Origin of the sequence: Paraburkholderia monticola (assembly GCF_001580545.1) — a bacterium.
In the GTDB taxonomy this organism is placed as follows: Bacteria; Pseudomonadota; Gammaproteobacteria; order Burkholderiales; family Burkholderiaceae; genus Paraburkholderia; species Paraburkholderia monticola.
Window position 1 is genome coordinate 351,888 of the sequence record NZ_LRBG01000038.1, and the last position, 14,807, is coordinate 366,694.

The 14,807-nt window shown below is 62.2% G+C and carries 15 protein-coding genes; 10 read left to right on the plus strand and 5 right to left on the minus strand.

The annotated features are described in order from the left end of the window. Positions 1–54: 54 nt before the first annotated feature. Complete coding sequence (locus CI15_RS29075; protein ID WP_062135094.1) at positions 55–945, minus strand: LysR family transcriptional regulator; 891 nt, start codon at positions 943–945, stop codon at positions 55–57. Between the two features lie 159 nt (positions 946–1,104). Between CI15_RS29075 and CI15_RS37075 the strand changes: the two genes are divergently transcribed. The 3 genes from CI15_RS37075 to CI15_RS29085 all read left to right on the plus strand — a co-directional run bounded on the left by CI15_RS37075 (position 1,105) and on the right by CI15_RS29085 (position 3,090). Then, complete coding sequence (locus CI15_RS37075; RefSeq protein WP_161950075.1) at positions 1,105–1,254, plus strand: hypothetical protein; 150 nt, start codon at positions 1,105–1,107, stop codon at positions 1,252–1,254. 15 nt (positions 1,255–1,269) lie between these two features. Beyond that, on the plus strand, positions 1,270–1,497 hold the full coding sequence (locus CI15_RS29080) for a hypothetical protein (RefSeq protein WP_241495974.1): 228 nt from the start codon (positions 1,270–1,272) through the stop codon (positions 1,495–1,497). Positions 1,498–1,761: 264 nt separating this feature from the next. Further along, entirely contained in the window at positions 1,762–3,090 is a 1,329-nt protein-coding gene (locus tag CI15_RS29085; protein WP_062135096.1) for an MFS transporter, read from the plus strand. Here CI15_RS29085 and CI15_RS29090 read toward each other — a convergent pair. Continuing rightward, on the minus strand, positions 3,065–4,000 hold the full coding sequence (locus CI15_RS29090) for a LysR family transcriptional regulator (protein ID WP_062135099.1): 936 nt from the start codon (positions 3,998–4,000) through the stop codon (positions 3,065–3,067). The genes CI15_RS29085 and CI15_RS29090 overlap by 26 nt on opposite strands. A gap of 136 nt (positions 4,001–4,136) precedes the next feature. Here CI15_RS29090 and CI15_RS29095 point away from each other — a divergent pair, with 136 nt between their 5' ends. The 3 genes from CI15_RS29095 to CI15_RS29105 are packed head-to-tail and all read left to right on the plus strand — an operon-like array spanning position 4,137 to position 7,706. Continuing rightward, positions 4,137–5,474: an MFS transporter gene (locus CI15_RS29095; RefSeq protein ID WP_062135101.1), complete on the plus strand. Its 1,338-nt coding sequence runs from the start codon at positions 4,137–4,139 to the stop codon at positions 5,472–5,474. A gap of 31 nt (positions 5,475–5,505) precedes the next feature. Beyond that, positions 5,506–6,681, plus strand: a complete 1,176-nt coding sequence (locus CI15_RS29100; protein ID WP_062135104.1) for an L-rhamnonate dehydratase — start codon at positions 5,506–5,508, stop codon at positions 6,679–6,681. Between the two features lie 23 nt (positions 6,682–6,704). Next, positions 6,705–7,706, plus strand: coding sequence for a 4-hydroxythreonine-4-phosphate dehydrogenase PdxA (locus CI15_RS29105; RefSeq protein ID WP_153041221.1), 1,002 nt, complete (start codon positions 6,705–6,707; stop codon positions 7,704–7,706). Between the two features lie 123 nt (positions 7,707–7,829). Here CI15_RS29105 and CI15_RS29110 read toward each other — a convergent pair whose 3' ends face one another. The 3 genes from CI15_RS29110 to CI15_RS29120 all read right to left on the minus strand — a co-directional run bounded on the left by CI15_RS29110 (position 7,830) and on the right by CI15_RS29120 (position 10,218). Then, a complete protein-coding gene (locus tag CI15_RS29110) occupies positions 7,830–8,120 on the minus strand; it encodes a contact-dependent growth inhibition system immunity protein (RefSeq protein ID WP_062135110.1) in 291 nt (96 codons plus the stop codon). Between the two features lie 10 nt (positions 8,121–8,130). Next, positions 8,131–8,967 carry an RNase A-like domain-containing protein gene (locus tag CI15_RS29115; protein WP_062135113.1) on the minus strand — a complete coding sequence of 279 codons (837 nt, stop codon included), beginning with the start codon at positions 8,965–8,967 and terminating at the stop codon, positions 8,131–8,133. Between the two features lie 234 nt (positions 8,968–9,201). Continuing rightward, positions 9,202–10,218 carry a LacI family DNA-binding transcriptional regulator gene (locus CI15_RS29120; RefSeq protein ID WP_062135116.1) on the minus strand — a complete coding sequence of 339 codons (1,017 nt, stop codon included), beginning with the start codon at positions 10,216–10,218 and terminating at the stop codon, positions 9,202–9,204. A 205-nt stretch (positions 10,219–10,423) separates the two neighbouring features. Between CI15_RS29120 and CI15_RS29125 the strand changes: the two genes are divergently transcribed. The 4 genes from CI15_RS29125 (at position 10,424) to CI15_RS29140 (ending at position 14,770) form a co-directional block, all read left to right on the plus strand. Then, the gene (locus CI15_RS29125) at positions 10,424–11,563 is read left to right on the plus strand and encodes an ABC transporter ATP-binding protein (protein WP_062135119.1); all 1,140 of its coding nucleotides are present in this window, start codon (positions 10,424–10,426) and stop codon (positions 11,561–11,563) included. A 90-nt stretch (positions 11,564–11,653) separates the two neighbouring features. Then, positions 11,654–12,907 (plus strand): ABC transporter substrate-binding protein, encoded by a 1,254-nt coding sequence (locus CI15_RS29130; protein WP_062135122.1) that lies wholly within the window; start codon positions 11,654–11,656, stop codon positions 12,905–12,907. Between the two features lie 78 nt (positions 12,908–12,985). Further along, a complete protein-coding gene (locus tag CI15_RS29135; RefSeq protein ID WP_062135125.1) occupies positions 12,986–13,891 on the plus strand; it encodes a carbohydrate ABC transporter permease in 906 nt (301 codons plus the stop codon). Between the two features lie 27 nt (positions 13,892–13,918). After that, positions 13,919–14,770 carry a carbohydrate ABC transporter permease gene (locus CI15_RS29140; protein WP_062135128.1) on the plus strand — a complete coding sequence of 284 codons (852 nt, stop codon included), beginning with the start codon at positions 13,919–13,921 and terminating at the stop codon, positions 14,768–14,770. Positions 14,771–14,807: the final 37 nt, after the last annotated feature.

Sequence of the window (14,807 nt, forward strand, 5' to 3'; positions counted from 1 at the left end):
AACGGGGAGTCCAAGACCGCTTGCTTATGCTTCTATAAGGTTTTGCTTATAGCGCTAGTCGGTGAGCGGCGGTGGCAGGCAGCCGAGGAAAGCACGCAGATGGGGCGAGGCGTCGTCGGTGCGGAAGGTGGCGGCGAGGGTCGTGCGATACGACGAACCCGGGCCCGACAGATGGCGAAACACGACGTCGGCGCGGCCGTGCCGTGCCACCGATTCGCCGACGATCGTGACGCCGAGACCCGCCGCGACGAGCGCGATGGCCGTCTGAATTTCATAAGCCTCGTGGGCGATCATCGGCGTCACGCCTGCATCGCGATAGAGCGTTTGCACCGAGTGTTTGAACTGCGCGTTCTGATGCTTGGGATAGAGAATCAACGGCGTATCGGCGAGATCGGCCATGCGCAGGGTCTTGCGCGCGGCGAGCGGATGACCCGCTTCGAGCGCGACCACGACGCGCTCGCGCAGCAGCGTGAGCGACGTGCAACCTTCCACGGTCAACGGTTGCCGGCCGATGCCGATATGGATGCGCATGTCGCGCAACGCATCGGTCTGCTCTTCGGTCAGCATTTCGAACAGCTTCAGTTCGACCTGGGGATAGGCCTTGTGGAACTTCTTCAGCGCGGGCGGCAGCACGCTGTACATCGACGATCGCGTGAAGCCGATGCTGAGCCAGCCGCGCCGGCCGACGCCGATCTCCTGCGCGGCGAGCGTCATCTGTTCCAGCGAGCCGAGGATCTGACGCGCCTCGGTGCACAGGTAATGGCCGGCCTCGGTCAGCATCAGCGGCCGCCGCGCGCGGTCGACCAGTTGCGTGCCGAGCCGTTCCTCCAGCGAGCGGATCTGCTGACTCAGCGCGGGCTGCGCGATATGCAGCCGCTCCGCGGCGCGGCTGAAGTTCAGTTCCTCTGCGAGTATCACGAAGCACTGTAGGGCCCTGAGGTTCATGGCGGTGTTCCTGATGGGGAAAGCGGAATATCGGCGAAAGCGCCCCGGGCTCTCGGCGCGCGAGGCAACGACAGCGTCTTTTCAGACTCGTATTATTTCAGGTAAGGGTATACCCGCTTACTATCTCTTTAACCCTTGAACATTCCAACGGAGATAGTCATGAGCCCTTTTTCCCTGATCGAAGTATCGGACCTGCATTCCCGCGCAGGCATCACCCGCCATAGCCATTTCAGGCTGAACCCCGCGCGCCTCGTGGCTCTGCTGCGAAAGCTGTTCGGAGCGCGTCGCTCCGCGAGCGGCAGCCGCTGACCCGAGAAATCGGCCGTGACCTACACCCTGGCTCTGCGCGTCTTTGCTGTCATGCTGGCGGTTCTGTGTGTTGCGCTCGCGGCGTTCGTGGTGCAACGCGATCCACTGCCGGTAAGAAGCACGATCCAGATTGATGCCTTGCCGCGCAGACGCTGGCCCACCATTCTCATACGCACTGGCATCGTGTGCCTGCTCGGATCCTTTGTTCTGCTTCTGAAGGCCTCCTACCTGCTGCTCGACTGATCGTCCTTCGTCCGTTCTTCGCACGGCTCCATTCAACCGGCCGGATGAACCTGAGGCGTAATGGCAGTACATGGTTCCCAAAAAGAAGGGCAGTGTCCCTTCCATCCCGACCCTTCCCAGCGATAACCGCCAGTGATCGCTGTATCCAAACAATTCATTAGTCAACTATCACCCGGCTTCTGATAATGTGCCCACAAAACAGACCATAGCGGACGCCAGCGTCGGAACACCGGTGCGGGCTCACGCAACATACCGGAGGAGACGATGCAGCGACCCAAGGTCAGCCGGGCGGTTCTCGCGCTCATGTGCGCGATGTCGTTCATCATGTATCTCGATCGCGTCAACCTGTCGGCGGCGGCCGGACTGATCCGCGACGATCTGCACCTGAGCAACACCAACGTCGGCCTCGTGTTCGCGGCGTTCGCATATACATACGCGCTGTGCCAGGTGATCGGCGGCTGGGTCAGCGACCGCTTCGGCGCGAAGCTCACGCTCGTGACCTGCGCGAGCATCTGGATCGTCGCGACGATCGCGACCGGTCTCGCAGGCGGCCTCGTGTCGCTGTTCGGCGCGCGCCTCTTGCTCGGCATCGGCGAAGGCGCGGCGCTGCCCGCGCAGGCGCGGGCACTGACCAACTGGTTTCCGTCGAACCGGCGCGGCTTCGTGCAAGGTCTCACGCATTCGTTCTCGCGGCTCGGCAATGCGATCACGCCGCCGCTGGTCGCCCTGCTGGTCGCGTATTCGTCGTGGCGCGTGTCGTTTCTCGCGGTCGCCGGGCTGACCTTCGTGTGGGTCGTGATTTACGCCTGGTATTTCACCGACGATCCGCGTAAGCATCGCCATATGACCGCGGAGCAGGAAACCCAATTGCCGCCGCTTCGGCAATCCGCGGTCGAAGCGACACGCGAGCCGACGCCGTGGCGGCGTTTGCTCAAACGCATCGCACCGACGATGCTCGTCTACTTCTGCTACGGCTGGACCGGCTGGCTGTTCTTCACATGGCTGCCGACCTTCTTCATGCACGGTCGGGGCCTCGATCTGAAAAGCTCGGCGATGTTCTCCGCGGGCGTGTTTCTGTCCGGCGTGGTCGGCAATACGGCGGGCGGCGTGCTCAGCGACCGCGTGCTGAAGCGCACCCGCAACGTCGTCGCCGCTCGCCGCAACGTGATCATCTGCGCGTTTCTCGGTGCCCTGGTGTTCCTCGCGCCGGTGATGGTCGTGAAGTCGCTGCCGGTCATGGCGGCGTGCATGAGCCTGTCGTTCTTCTTCCTCGAAATGACGATCGGACCGATCTGGGCCGTGCCGATGGACATCACGCCGCAACACGTTGGAGTAGCAAGCGGACTCGTGAACGCGGGCTCGGCGATCGCGGGGATTTTCACGCCGATCGTGTTCGGCCTGATCGTGGACCACACGGGTAGCTGGACGCTGCCGTTCGCGGGTTCGCTCGGACTGCTCGCGCTCGGCATCGTCGCGACGTTCTTCATGCGCCCGGATATCGCGCTCGATGCGGCGCCCGCTCAGACCGACATCAACGCGAGCGGCGACTTGCGCTTCGCCGAAACCCTCACGCCGCGCGAATCGAATCGATGACCAACTGCATGGCCGGCGTAATGCGCCGGTTCCTGCGCAGAATCAGCCCATACGGTGCGAGCCGTCCGCGCAGCGGCGTCGCGATCGCGGCGATCGCATCGAGCGCGACGTAGTACTTGGCGACCGAACTCGGCAGCACGGCAAGCATGTCCGAATCACGCAGCAACGACAGCGTGGTCAGAATCGACGACGTCTCGACCGTGCTCACCGGGGGCGCGACGCGTGACTCGCGAAACGTTTGATCGATGACCTGGCGCATCGGGCTCGGATGCGGCTGGATGATCCACGGATAGCGTGCGAGGTCCGCGAGCCTGGGCCGCGTGCCCGTTTGTTTGCCGGCCAGCACGGCCGGATGATCGGGTCGCACGACGATCGACAGCGCCTCTTCCGCCAATGTCTCGAAGCTCAGATCGAGCGCCGGAAAACCATCGGGAATGCGGCCGATCACGATATCGAGCTGATCCTGTTGCAGCGCCTGCACGAGCACGTCGCTGGTGTCGATCGTGACCGCCATCTGCAGACGCGGATGCGCTTCCTTCAACTGGACGATCGTGTGCGTCAGCAATTCGGGCGACGGTGCCATCACCGCGCCAATCCGCACCTTGCCGATGTCGCCGGCCTCGATGCCGGCCAACTCCTCGCGCAACTCGTCGAGATCCTCGAACACGACACGCGCATAGCGCATCACGGCCTCGCCGAAGATCGTCGGCTCCATGCCGCGCGCATGCCGCACGAACAGCGACACACCGAGCGTGTCTTCCAGTTCCTGCAAGGCTTTGGTCGCGGCGGGCTGGGTCATCGCCAGATCGTCGGCGGCGCGCCGCAGCGATTCGGTTTCCGACAGCGCGACCATCAGTTGCAGATGACGCAGGCGCAAGCGTTTGCGAATGGCGGAGGCGGGCGGGATCATGAGCGATAACTTTTGCGAATCGGCCGATTCGAAATATTCAGTGGTCAGTTATCGGATAGTTTCGCACACTAGCGCCTATCGCACGACGGCAATCGCAATGCCGTTAGGGGCGACAAGACAACACTGGAGACGACGCATGACGATCACCGCGAGCCCCGCGCTCGACAGCGCAATCAGCAAAGCGCGCACGAGGCTGCTGCCTTTTCTGATCCTGATGTATGTGCTGGCCTTCATCGACCGCGCGAACGTCGGCTTCGCGAAGAACGTGCTGCAGGCCGACACGGGTTTGAGCGATGCGGCGTTCGCGTTCGGCGCCGGCATCTTCTTCGTCGGCTACGCGGTGTTCGAAGTGCCGAGCAATCTGCTGATGTACCGCTTCGGCGCGCGCATCTGGATGAGCCGCATCATGGTCACGTGGGGCATCGTGTCCGCGTGCACCGCCTTCGTCGACAGCGCGACGAGCTTCTATGTGCTGCGCACGCTGCTCGGCATCGCCGAAGCAGGGTTCTTCCCCGGCATCATCCTGTTCCTGTCGAACTGGTTCCCGGCGAAAACGCGCTCGCAGACGATGGGCATGTTCTATTTCGGCTTCCCGCTCGCACTGCTGCTCGGCAGCCCGATCTCGGGCTTGCTGCTCGATGCGGGCAATCCGTTCGGCATGCATCCGTGGCAGTGGCTGTTCGTCGTCGAAGGGCTCGCGGCGTCGGTGGTGGGGGTCGTCGCTTACTTCTATCTGACCGACCGGCCCGCGCAGGCGCGCTGGCTCGATACCGAGGAGCGCGACGCGCTCGACTACGCGCTGCGCCAGGAAGACCGTCAGAAACTCGCGCATGGTCCGGTTTCGGTGCTCGCGGCACTGCGCGATTCGCGCGTGCTGTTCTGCGGCCTGATCTACTTCGCGGTGCAGATGAGCGTCTACGGCGTCGTGTTCTATCTGCCGACGCGCATCGCCGGACTCGCGAGCGGCGGCCATGTCGGCGTCGAGGTCGGGCTGCTGACCGCGATTCCGTGGATCGCGGCGATCATCGGCACGTTCTGCGTGACGCGCTTTGCCGACCGCCACGGACATCATCGTGTGTGGGCCGCGGCGATGCTCGCGCTCGCGGCGTTCGGCATTGCCGCTTCGGCGATGACGTCGTCGGTCACGTTGGCGATTGCCGCGTTCTGTTTCGCCGCCGTCGGTTTCGTCTGCGTGCAGCCGCTGTTCTGGACGCTGCCTACCAATTACCTCGGCGGTGCCGCGGCCGCGGGCGGCATCGCGTTGATCAACTCGATCGGCAACCTCGGCGGTTTCGTCGCGCCGAATCTGAAGGGACTCGCCGAGCGCATGACCGGCTCGTCGCAGGCGGGCATGTTCTCGCTCGCGGTGGTCGGTCTGATCGGCGCATTGCTGCTGCTCACGTACCGCTTCACGTCCGCCTCCCATTCCGTCTCCCATCGCTCCGGCGCGTTCGGCGAACGCACGGGCCACTGACTCTCCGACTCACTGAAGGAAATCGTCGAACATGAAAATCAAGCATATCCGCACGCGTGTTTTCGAATGGAAAGGCAAGGTCGTGCCGCCGCAAGCGCACTTCTGCACGAATGCGGTCGATATTCTCTACGAGCGCGGCGATGCGATGGGCTCGTTCCGCTTTCACGGCTGGCTCGTCGTCGAGGTCGAATGCGACGACGGCACCGTGGGCATCGGCAATTGCGCGCTCGCGCCGCGCATCGCGAAACAGATCATCGACGAATACCTCGCGCCGATCGCGATCGGCGAAGATCCGTTCGACAACGAGTACATCTGGCAGAAGATGTATCGCCGCACGCTGGCATGGGGCCGCAAGGGCATCGGCATGGCGGCGATCTCCGCGATCGATATCGCGCTATGGGACATCATGGGCAAGGCCGTGAAAAAGCCGGTGTTCAAGCTGCTCGGCGGCCGCACGAAAGAAAAGATCTGGTGCTACGCGTCGAAGCTCTATAACAACGACGATCGCGATGCGTTCCTCGGCGAAGCGGAAAGCTATCTGGACAGCGGTTTCACCGCGATGAAGATGCGCTTCGGCTATGGCCCGAAAGACGGCCCGAAAGGTATGGCGAAAAACATCGAACAGGTGCGGCTGTTGCGCGAACTGGTCGGCGACGAAGTCGACATCATGCTCGAATGCTATATGGGCTGGACGCTCGAATACGCGCGCAGGATGCTGCCGCGCCTCGCCGAATTCAATCCGCGCTGGATCGAGGAGCCGGTGATCGGTGACGACATCGAAGGCTATCAGGAGTTGAAGAAGATGAACCTGATGCCGGTGTCGGGCGGCGAGCACGAGTTTACGGTCTATGGTTTCAAGGATCTGCTCGAACGCCGCGCGATCGACGTGATCCAGTACGACACGAATCGCGTCGGCGGCATCACGGCGGCGCGCAAGATCAATGCGATGGCCGAGGCATGGTCGGTGCCGGTGATTCCGCACGCGGGCCAGATGCACAACTATCATCTGACGATGTCGAGCACCGCGAGCCCGATGTCGGAGTTCTTCCCGGTGTTCGACGTCGAAGTGGGCAACGAATTGTTCTACTACATCTTCGAAGGCGAGCCGCAGCCGGAGCGCGGCTATCTGCAACTGTCGGACGACGTGCCGGGCCTTGGCATCAAGCTGAGCGACAAGTATCTTGGCGACTTCAACATCGTCGAATGAGCGCACAGACCCGAGGAATGCACATGAAGCCACGCATCGCAGTACTTCTTGGCGACCCCGCCGGCATCGGTCCTGAGCTGATCGCGCGTCTGTTCGCGCAGCAGGAGAACCGGGCGCGCGCGGAGTTGCTGATCATCGGCGACCGGCGCGAACTCGAAACCGGCATGAAGATCGCGCAGCAGCGCTTCGATTACGACGTGGTCGAAGATGCGCGCGCCGCGTTTGAACACGAGGGCGTGCCGTCGTTGATCGACTTCCGTCTGCCCGGCGATCGGCCGTTCGAGCGTGCGGTGGCGACCGAACGCGGTGGCCGCTACAGTCTCGCCGCGTTCAAGCAGGCGCTCGCGCTGACGCAAAGCAATCTCACGCAAGGCATGTTGTTCGCGCCGGTCAACAAGACCTCGCTGCATCTGGCCGGCATGGAAACTGGCGACGAGATGGAGTGGTTTGCGAAGCAACTCGGCTATACGGGCAGCTTCTGCGAGTTCAACGTGCTCGACGAGCTATGGACTTCGCGCGTGACCTCGCACATGGCGTTGAAGGACGTCAGCGCGAAGCTGTCGGAGGAGCGCATCGTCGGCGCGGTGCGGCTGATTCACGACGGCCTGAAGCGTGCCGGCCATCCGCAACCGCGCATCGCGGTGTGCGGTTTCAATCCGCACAACGGCGATAACGGCGCGTTCGGTCGCGAGGAGATCGATGTGATCGCGCCGGCCGTCGAGGCCGCGCGCAAGCTCGGTTACGACGCGCAGGGACCGTTTCCGGCCGACACGATCTTCGTGCGTGCGCGCGACCAGAAAGCCTTCGACGGCGTCGTCACGATGTATCACGATCAAGGCCAGATCGCGATGAAGCTGATGGGCTTCTGGCGCGGCGTGACCGTGCACGGCGGCTTGCCGATTCCGATCGCGACGCCCGCGCACGGCACCGCGTTCGACATCCACGGGCAGGGCAAGGCCGATGTCGGCGCGACGCAGAAGGCGTTCGACATCGTCACGCGAATGGCGACGGAGCGCGTGGAATAGCGCGGAAGCCAGGATGCGCTCGCCGACAAACGCATCGCACTGGCGCTGACGCCGGCGCGGATTCTTCTCGCGATCATTCACAAAAGGGACGTGAAGAGCCGTGCTGGCGTAGGGATAAACAGGCTACTCGCTCAGAAGGCGTTTCAGTTCGTCAAGAAATGAGGCCGTCGTATGGCCCCACGGCTCGGGAGAAAACTCGTGTCCATACGTCTTATCGAACGCGATGTCCAGATCGTGCGGGTGGCTCCTCTGGAACCTGTCAATTTCCGCGAGCATTCGCTTGTGGTCGGCGATGGGGCTGTCTCTTTTGTAGCAGGCAATGATGGCCGGAATGGTATCACCCCATATGTCAAAGTCCTGATTCAGATAGACCCCGAACAGCTGGCTAAGCTCAGGATATTCAGAATGCTGCATTTGTGAAATCTCAGAATAGGTATGCTGTCATTACATAGTAGGGCATACCGTTATAGGTCTCATATTTCAGAACGATATGCACAACGCTCATGTCCACGAGTCGATCTGTACTTCGTCGTATGCCATAGCCAACGTTTCTTCCCACGTCTCGAGTTAGTTCAAGTGGCTTGGATCGTACTGTAGATCTCGCCCATGTTTGGATGCGAGACGCGTTGTGCAGCATAACGTCTGCAATCGCCCACTCAGCGGATTCGATGTTCCTGAACGATGAAACAGTTGTTCTTTTCGGTTCGCGTTTGAGCCGGTCCCTGAGCCACGTTTCGTCTTTCTCAACGTGCTTGAGGATTGTATGCCCTCCAAGCTGTGGATTAAGGGCCTTCGCTTCGTGATCCATCAGCTTGATCCGGCCCATCGTGATTTCGGACACCCGTGCCGCCTTGATAGACCCAGCAACACCTATTGACACAGCGATGTCGAGCGATAGGCCGATATTGTTGGCCATGTCAGGACTGGCCTTCATTGTTTCGGCCAGCTTCGTCGTGCCCTGCTGGGTCAGTGTTGCGGTGTCCAGGCCTGTCCAGATTTGACGCAAGCCCGCCGACGCCGTATCAGAACCGTGTGCGCCGAACACAATACACCCGGCCTTGCTTGCCATTGTCGGCTCTGGCATCACACACAGAGCTCCCGCTCCGACCATTTCCAGCAGGCCGCCTACGAGCTGCAACCCGCCCCATAGGCGGTTGGAAAGCATTTCGGTGGGGCTGATCGACTGGCGGGTGAGTACTGCAGCGAGTTGCGGCGCACTGAGCACAACGCGCACGCCGTCCGAATGCTGTTGATACGCCATTCCGAGTTCCTCCGTAGCTGTAGGGAGCTACGAGGCTAGCGACCGATTACAGGCTAGGGAATGGGCGCAGGATGATTTTCAGGCTTCCATGGCGAACGACGACGATAAAATGCCAACGGCGGTCCAGGTCGATTAGGACGTCATGACACGGGCATAAACAGACTGCCGACGAGGAGCTGCACCTAGACGATCGCTTCGATAAAAATGTGCATCGCCATGCCTCGTACTAACGCGTCAGCGTTTCTTGCGCGCTCCTGTCGAGGCGCGCACCACCAGCTCGGGCGGCGGCCCGAGCACCATCGACGGCTGCCGCTCCGGCGTCTGGATCAAGCGGATCAGACGGTTGATCGACAACTCCGCGACAGCTGCGGTTTGAATCGCGACTGTCGTCAGCGCGGGATGCACCTGATGCGCGAGCTGAATGTCGGTGATGCCGATCACCGAGACGTCGTCGGGCACCGAGCGGCCGAGCGTGATCAACGCCTGGATCGCGCCGATCGCGAGCAGGTCGTTGGTCGCGAAGATCGCGCTCAGTTGCGGGCGGTTCGCCATCAGCTCCATGCAGGCGGCGAAGCCGGCGTCGATCGAGTCGCGAATCTGCAGCACCGCGGCCGCGTCGGCTTCGATGCCGGCCGCGCGCATCGCCGCGCGAAAACCATTCGAGCGCGCATCCTGCAAACCGCCGCAGCCGTCACCGATCAGCAAGCCGATCTCACGATGACCCAGTCCGAGCAGATGGTTCGCGGCGAGCTCGCCCGCGCGTGCGAAGTCGACCGCGATGCACGGAAGCGCGGGCGGCGACTCGGGGTGCTCCCACATCGCGAGCAGAATCGGCGCGCTGTGCAGCGCCGATGCACATAGGTCGTTGATCGTGATGTCGGTGTTCATCACGAGCACGCCGTCGGCGAGCGTGCCGGCAATCTGGTTCAGATACGCGCGGCCGATCTCGGCATCGTCATCGGTATTGCAAACCATCAGGAAGTGGCCGGTCTTGCGCGCCGCGCGCTCGGCGGCGAGCACGAACTCCGGGTAGAACGGGTTCGAGATGTTCGACAGCATCAGCGCGAGCGTCGACGAACGGCCTTCGGCCAGTGCGCGCGCATTCAGGTTCGGCCGATAGCCTAGCTCGGCGATGGCCTGCAGCACGCGCTCGGCCGTTTCGGGGCGGACTTTCTCGCGATTGCGCAGCACGTTGGAGACGGTGGCGGCGGTAACCTGCGCGCGCTTCGCGACTTCGGACAGCGTGACCATGTTCGGCTTATCCCATATTTGGGGAAGGCAATTCAAATGTTGCAATCGGTCTGCGACCTTGCTAACTTTCTCGAAAATATAGCGGAGACACTCACCATGACTTTTCCCGTCGAACTCGAATTTAAGCGATTAAATGCTCCCCGCACAAGGCCCGGGCGCTTTATTTCGGCGAAAATTTAAGCGGTTAAATCAAGGCGGAGACAGCATGGCGACGATTCGTTTGAGCGATGTGCACAAGGCCTACGGCGATCATCCGCCGGTGATCCGGCGAGTCAATCTCGAAATCGCGCAGCATGAGTTCTGCGTGTTTCTCGGTCCATCGGGCTGTGGCAAGTCCACTTTGCTGCGCATGATCGCCGGCCTCGAAGATCTCAGCGAAGGCGAACTGCATATCGGCGGGCGACTCGTCAACGACGTGCCGGCCGCCGAGCGTGGCGTGGCGATGGTGTTCCAGAGCTACGCGCTGTTTCCGCACATGACCGTGTTCGACAACATGGCGTTCGGGCTCAAGCTCGCGAAGCAGCCGAAGGACGTGATCGAGCGCAAGGTGCGCGAAGCCGCGCGGATTCTGCAACTCGACAGCCTGCTCGAGCGTCATCCGAAAGCGCTGTCGGGCGGGCAGCGCCAGCGCGTCGCGATCGGCCGTGCCATCGTGCGCGAGCCGGGCGTGTTTCTGTTCGACGAGCCGCTCTCGAATCTGGATGCCGCGCTGCGCGGTCAGACGCGCGTCGAGATCGCGCGACTGCATCAGCGCTTCGCGAATGCGAGCGTCGTCTACGTGACACACGATCAGGTCGAAGCGATGACGCTCGCCGATCGCATCGTGCTGCTGCATGCGGGCGCGGATGCCGAGCGCTTTGGCAGCATCGCGCAAAGTGGTGCGCCGCTGGAGTTGTATCACCACCCGAAGTCGCTTTTTGTCGCGGGCTTTATCGGCTCGCCGCGCATGAACTTCTTCGATGCGACGGTCGAGTCGATCGAGCCGGGCCGCGTCACGGTGGCGCTGGCGGCCGGCGCGGGAAAGCTGCTCGCGCACGTCGATGGCGAAAGACTGCAACGCGGCCAGCGCGTCACGCTCGGCGTGCGCCCCGAACATCTGCGCCTCACCGGCGACGAACAGTTCATCCAGTGCGCGACCGTGCTGTCGGAGCGGCTCGGCGAGCACAGCTATATTCACGCGGACCACGCGAGCGGCACGCTGATCGCAAAGGCGCCCGGCGATACGCCGCTCGGCGCGGGCGAGCGCATCCGCGTTCACGTGCCGCCCGCCGCGTGTCATCTGTTCGACGAACAGGGACTCGCGTTGCGGCGTAGCACGTTCGAACCGGAGCGCGCGGCCGCCTGAATGGTTCGCCATACTGAATTCCGCCATAGAGCGGGTTACATCGCCGGCCACGCTGCGTAGCCGGTCAACAAGGTAGACAAGGAGACAAAGATGATTGCTCTTCGCCTTCGCCGTTTTGCACAGGTGTCGATCGCCGCCGCCGTGGTGGCCGGCGCACTCGGCAGCGCCGCGGTCGACGCGGCCACGCTGAACGTCAACGTTTCTGCGCGTGGTAACCAGCGCTCGACCTGGCAGGACGCATTCGACCAGTTCAAGAAAGCCAATCCCGACGTCGATCTGAAAATCACCTACGTGACCGAGGAAACGTACAAGGTGCAGATGGGCGGCTGGCTCGCGACCGATCCGCCCGATGTCGTGTCGTGGCACGACGGCGAACGGATGGCCTATTACGCGCAACGCGGTCTGCTCGAAGATCTGAGCTCCGATTGGGCGAAGAACGGCTGGTCGCAGCAGTACGCATCGGTCAAGGAAGCCTCGACGTACAAGGGCAAGCAGTACGCGGCGCCGCTCGGTTATGACGCGTACGGCTTCTTCTATCGCAAGGATCTGTTCGAGAAGGCTGGCATCAAGAGCGAGCCGAAAACGTGGGACGAACTGCTCGAAGCGAACAAAAAGCTGAGAGCGATCGGCGTTGCGCCGATCGCGGTGGCCGCGCGCGATAGCTGGACCCTTGCCGCGTGGTTCGACTATCTCGATCTGCGCATCAACGGCAACGAGTTCCATCAGAAGCTGATGGCTGGCGAAATTCCGTACACCGATCCGCGCGTGAAGAAGGTCTACACGACGTGGAAGACGCTGCTCGACAATCACGATTTCATCGAAAACGCGCTTTCTTACGACGTCGATTCGATCGGGCCGATCCTGAACAACGGCAAGGCCGCGATGATGCTGATGGGCACCTTCTTCTCGGCGAGCTTCCCGCCGTCGGTCAAGGATCAGATCGGCTTCTTCCGCTTCCCGGTCATCGACCCGAACGTGCCGATGGCCGAGGACGGTCCCGTCAACGTGCTGCTGATTCCGGCAAAGGCGAAGAACAAGGCCGACGCGCGCAAGCTGCTCGCGTTCATGGAGACGCCGAAGATCAACTCCGAGCTTGCGAAGGGCTGGGGACAGTTGCCGTCGAACAGCCAGGCGGTGCCGCCTGAAGACGCGATCTCGAAGGTCGGCTTCCAGACCCTCGCGAACACGAAGGGCGGTATCGCGCAGTTCTACGATCGCGACATGCAAAAGGAAATGGCCGACGAAGGCATGAAGGCCATGCAGCAGTTCTATAGCGATCCGTCGCAACTCGACAGCGTGCTCGCTCATCTCGAAGCGACGCGCAAGCGCATCTACCAGAAGTAAGTCCCGCCACGCCGGCCGCGCGTTCGCGGCCGGTTTTCAGGGCGCCCATCCGCCTTCGCTTTCCGACGAGGCCGTTCCATGTCTCATACCGCAGCGCGCCGCCTGCCCGCGGCGCGGCACCGTCGCGTCTCGACGACGCGCCGTCACCAGCATCGCGCCGCGTTTTTCTTTCTGCTGCCGGGTTGCGCGTTGTTCACGCTGTGCGTGATCTATCCGATCATCAGCAGCATTTCGCTGAGCTTCTACAACTGGGACGGCATGACGCCGAAGACCTTCGCGGGTCTCGCCAATTACGTCGAGCTGTTCCAGTCCGATACGTTTTACACGGCGCTGAAGAACAACCTGATCTGGCTCGCGCTGTTTCTGCTTGCGCCGCCGCTGGGTCTGCTGTTCGCGCTGTATCTGAACCAGCACGTGCGCGGCATGCGGGTCGTGAAGTCGCTGTTTTTCGCACCGTTCGTGCTATCGGGCGTCGTGGTCGGCCTCGTCTTCAGCTGGTTCTACGATCCGACGTTCGGGTTGCTGCGGTTGATCGTCGGTCGTGGCATTCCGGTGCTCGGCGATCCGCACACGGCCACGTTCGGCATCATCTTCGCCGCGCTGTGGCCGCAGGCGCCGTTCTGCATGATCCTGTACCTGACCGGACTCACCGGTATCAATCCCGAGGTGGTCGAGGCGGCGCGCATGGAAGGCGCGCAAGGGCTGCGTCTGCTGTGGCACGTGATCCTGCCGCAATTGCGTCCCGCCACCTTCATGGCGGTGGTGCTGACCGTCATCGGCGCGCTGCGCAGCTTCGATCTGATCGCGGTGATGAGTGGCGGCGGTCCGTTCGACAGCTCCACCGTGCTTGCCTATTTCATGTATGACCAGGCGATCAAGTACTACCGCGAAGGTTATTCCGCGGCGATCGCCGTGGTGCTGTTCGCGATCATGCTCGTCTATATCGTGTTCCATCTGCGCCGCATGCTGCGCGAGGAACACTGATTCTCTGAACGTCAGGAGTGCCAGCTCATGTATCCGCTTCCCGTCGACCGCTGGAAACCGCTGAATCGCACGCTTTACAAGGCGTCGCTGCCGCTTGCGTTGTTCATCTGGTTGCTGCCGATGCTCGCCGTTCTGTTGACATCGATCCGCTCGACGGATGAGTTGTCGCAAGGCGAGTACTGGACGTGGCCCAAACACTTCGCGCTGCTGGAAAACTACGGCACTGCGCTCACGCAAACGCCGATGCTGCACTACTTCGCCAACAGCGTGTTGATCACGGTGCCGTCGGTGATCGGCGCGATCGTGCTGGCCTCGATGGCGGGCTTCGCATTGGCCACGTATCGCTTTCCGGGCAATACGGCCGTGCTGTTCGCGTTCGTCGCCGGCAATTTCGTGCCGATCCAGATCCTGATGATTCCGGTGCGCGACATGGCGCTGAAGTTCGGCCTGTTCAACACCGTGTGGGCGCTGGTGATCTTTCACGTGTCGTTCCAGACCGGCTTTTGCACCTTGTTTTTGCGCAACTTCATCAAGCAGTTGCCGTTCGAGATGATCGAGGCCGCGCGCGTCGAAGGGGCGGGCGAGTGGACGATCTATCTGCGTATCGTGTTGCCGCTGATCCGGCCCGCGCTCGCCGCGCTCGCGATTCTCGTGTTCACGTTCGTGTGGAACGACTACTTCTGGGCGCTGTGTCTCACGCAAGGCGACGATGCCGCGCCGATCACGGTCGGCGTCGCCGCGCTCAAAGGGCAATGGACGACCGCGTGGAACCTGGTCGCGGCGGGCTCGGTGCTGGCCGCATTGCCTTCGGTGCTGATGTTCTTCGCGATGCAAAGGCACTTCGTCGCCGGACTCACGTTCGGGGCGAGCAAGGGATAAATGACGCTTGAAACCTGGCGCCTGAAACACGATTGAA

Coding starts and splice junctions, on each gene's coding strand:
- CI15_RS29075 (WP_062135094.1), bottom strand. CDS start 945: ATGAACCTCAGGGCCCTACAGTGCTTCGTGATACTCGCAGAGGAACTG.
- CI15_RS37075 (WP_161950075.1), top strand. CDS start 1,105: ATGAGCCCTTTTTCCCTGATCGAAGTATCGGACCTGCATTCCCGCGCA.
- CI15_RS29085 (WP_062135096.1), top strand. CDS start 1,762: ATGCAGCGACCCAAGGTCAGCCGGGCGGTTCTCGCGCTCATGTGCGCG.
- CI15_RS29090 (WP_062135099.1), bottom strand. CDS start 4,000: ATGATCCCGCCCGCCTCCGCCATTCGCAAACGCTTGCGCCTGCGTCAT.
- CI15_RS29095 (WP_062135101.1), top strand. CDS start 4,137: ATGACGATCACCGCGAGCCCCGCGCTCGACAGCGCAATCAGCAAAGCG.
- CI15_RS29100 (WP_062135104.1), top strand. CDS start 5,506: ATGAAAATCAAGCATATCCGCACGCGTGTTTTCGAATGGAAAGGCAAG.
- CI15_RS29105 (WP_153041221.1), top strand. CDS start 6,705: ATGAAGCCACGCATCGCAGTACTTCTTGGCGACCCCGCCGGCATCGGT.
- CI15_RS29110 (WP_062135110.1), bottom strand. CDS start 8,120: ATGCAGCATTCTGAATATCCTGAGCTTAGCCAGCTGTTCGGGGTCTAT.
- CI15_RS29115 (WP_062135113.1), bottom strand. CDS start 8,967: ATGGCGTATCAACAGCATTCGGACGGCGTGCGCGTTGTGCTCAGTGCG.
- CI15_RS29120 (WP_062135116.1), bottom strand. CDS start 10,218: ATGGTCACGCTGTCCGAAGTCGCGAAGCGCGCGCAGGTTACCGCCGCC.
- CI15_RS29125 (WP_062135119.1), top strand. CDS start 10,424: ATGGCGACGATTCGTTTGAGCGATGTGCACAAGGCCTACGGCGATCAT.
- CI15_RS29130 (WP_062135122.1), top strand. CDS start 11,654: ATGATTGCTCTTCGCCTTCGCCGTTTTGCACAGGTGTCGATCGCCGCC.
- CI15_RS29135 (WP_062135125.1), top strand. CDS start 12,986: ATGTCTCATACCGCAGCGCGCCGCCTGCCCGCGGCGCGGCACCGTCGC.
- CI15_RS29140 (WP_062135128.1), top strand. CDS start 13,919: ATGTATCCGCTTCCCGTCGACCGCTGGAAACCGCTGAATCGCACGCTT.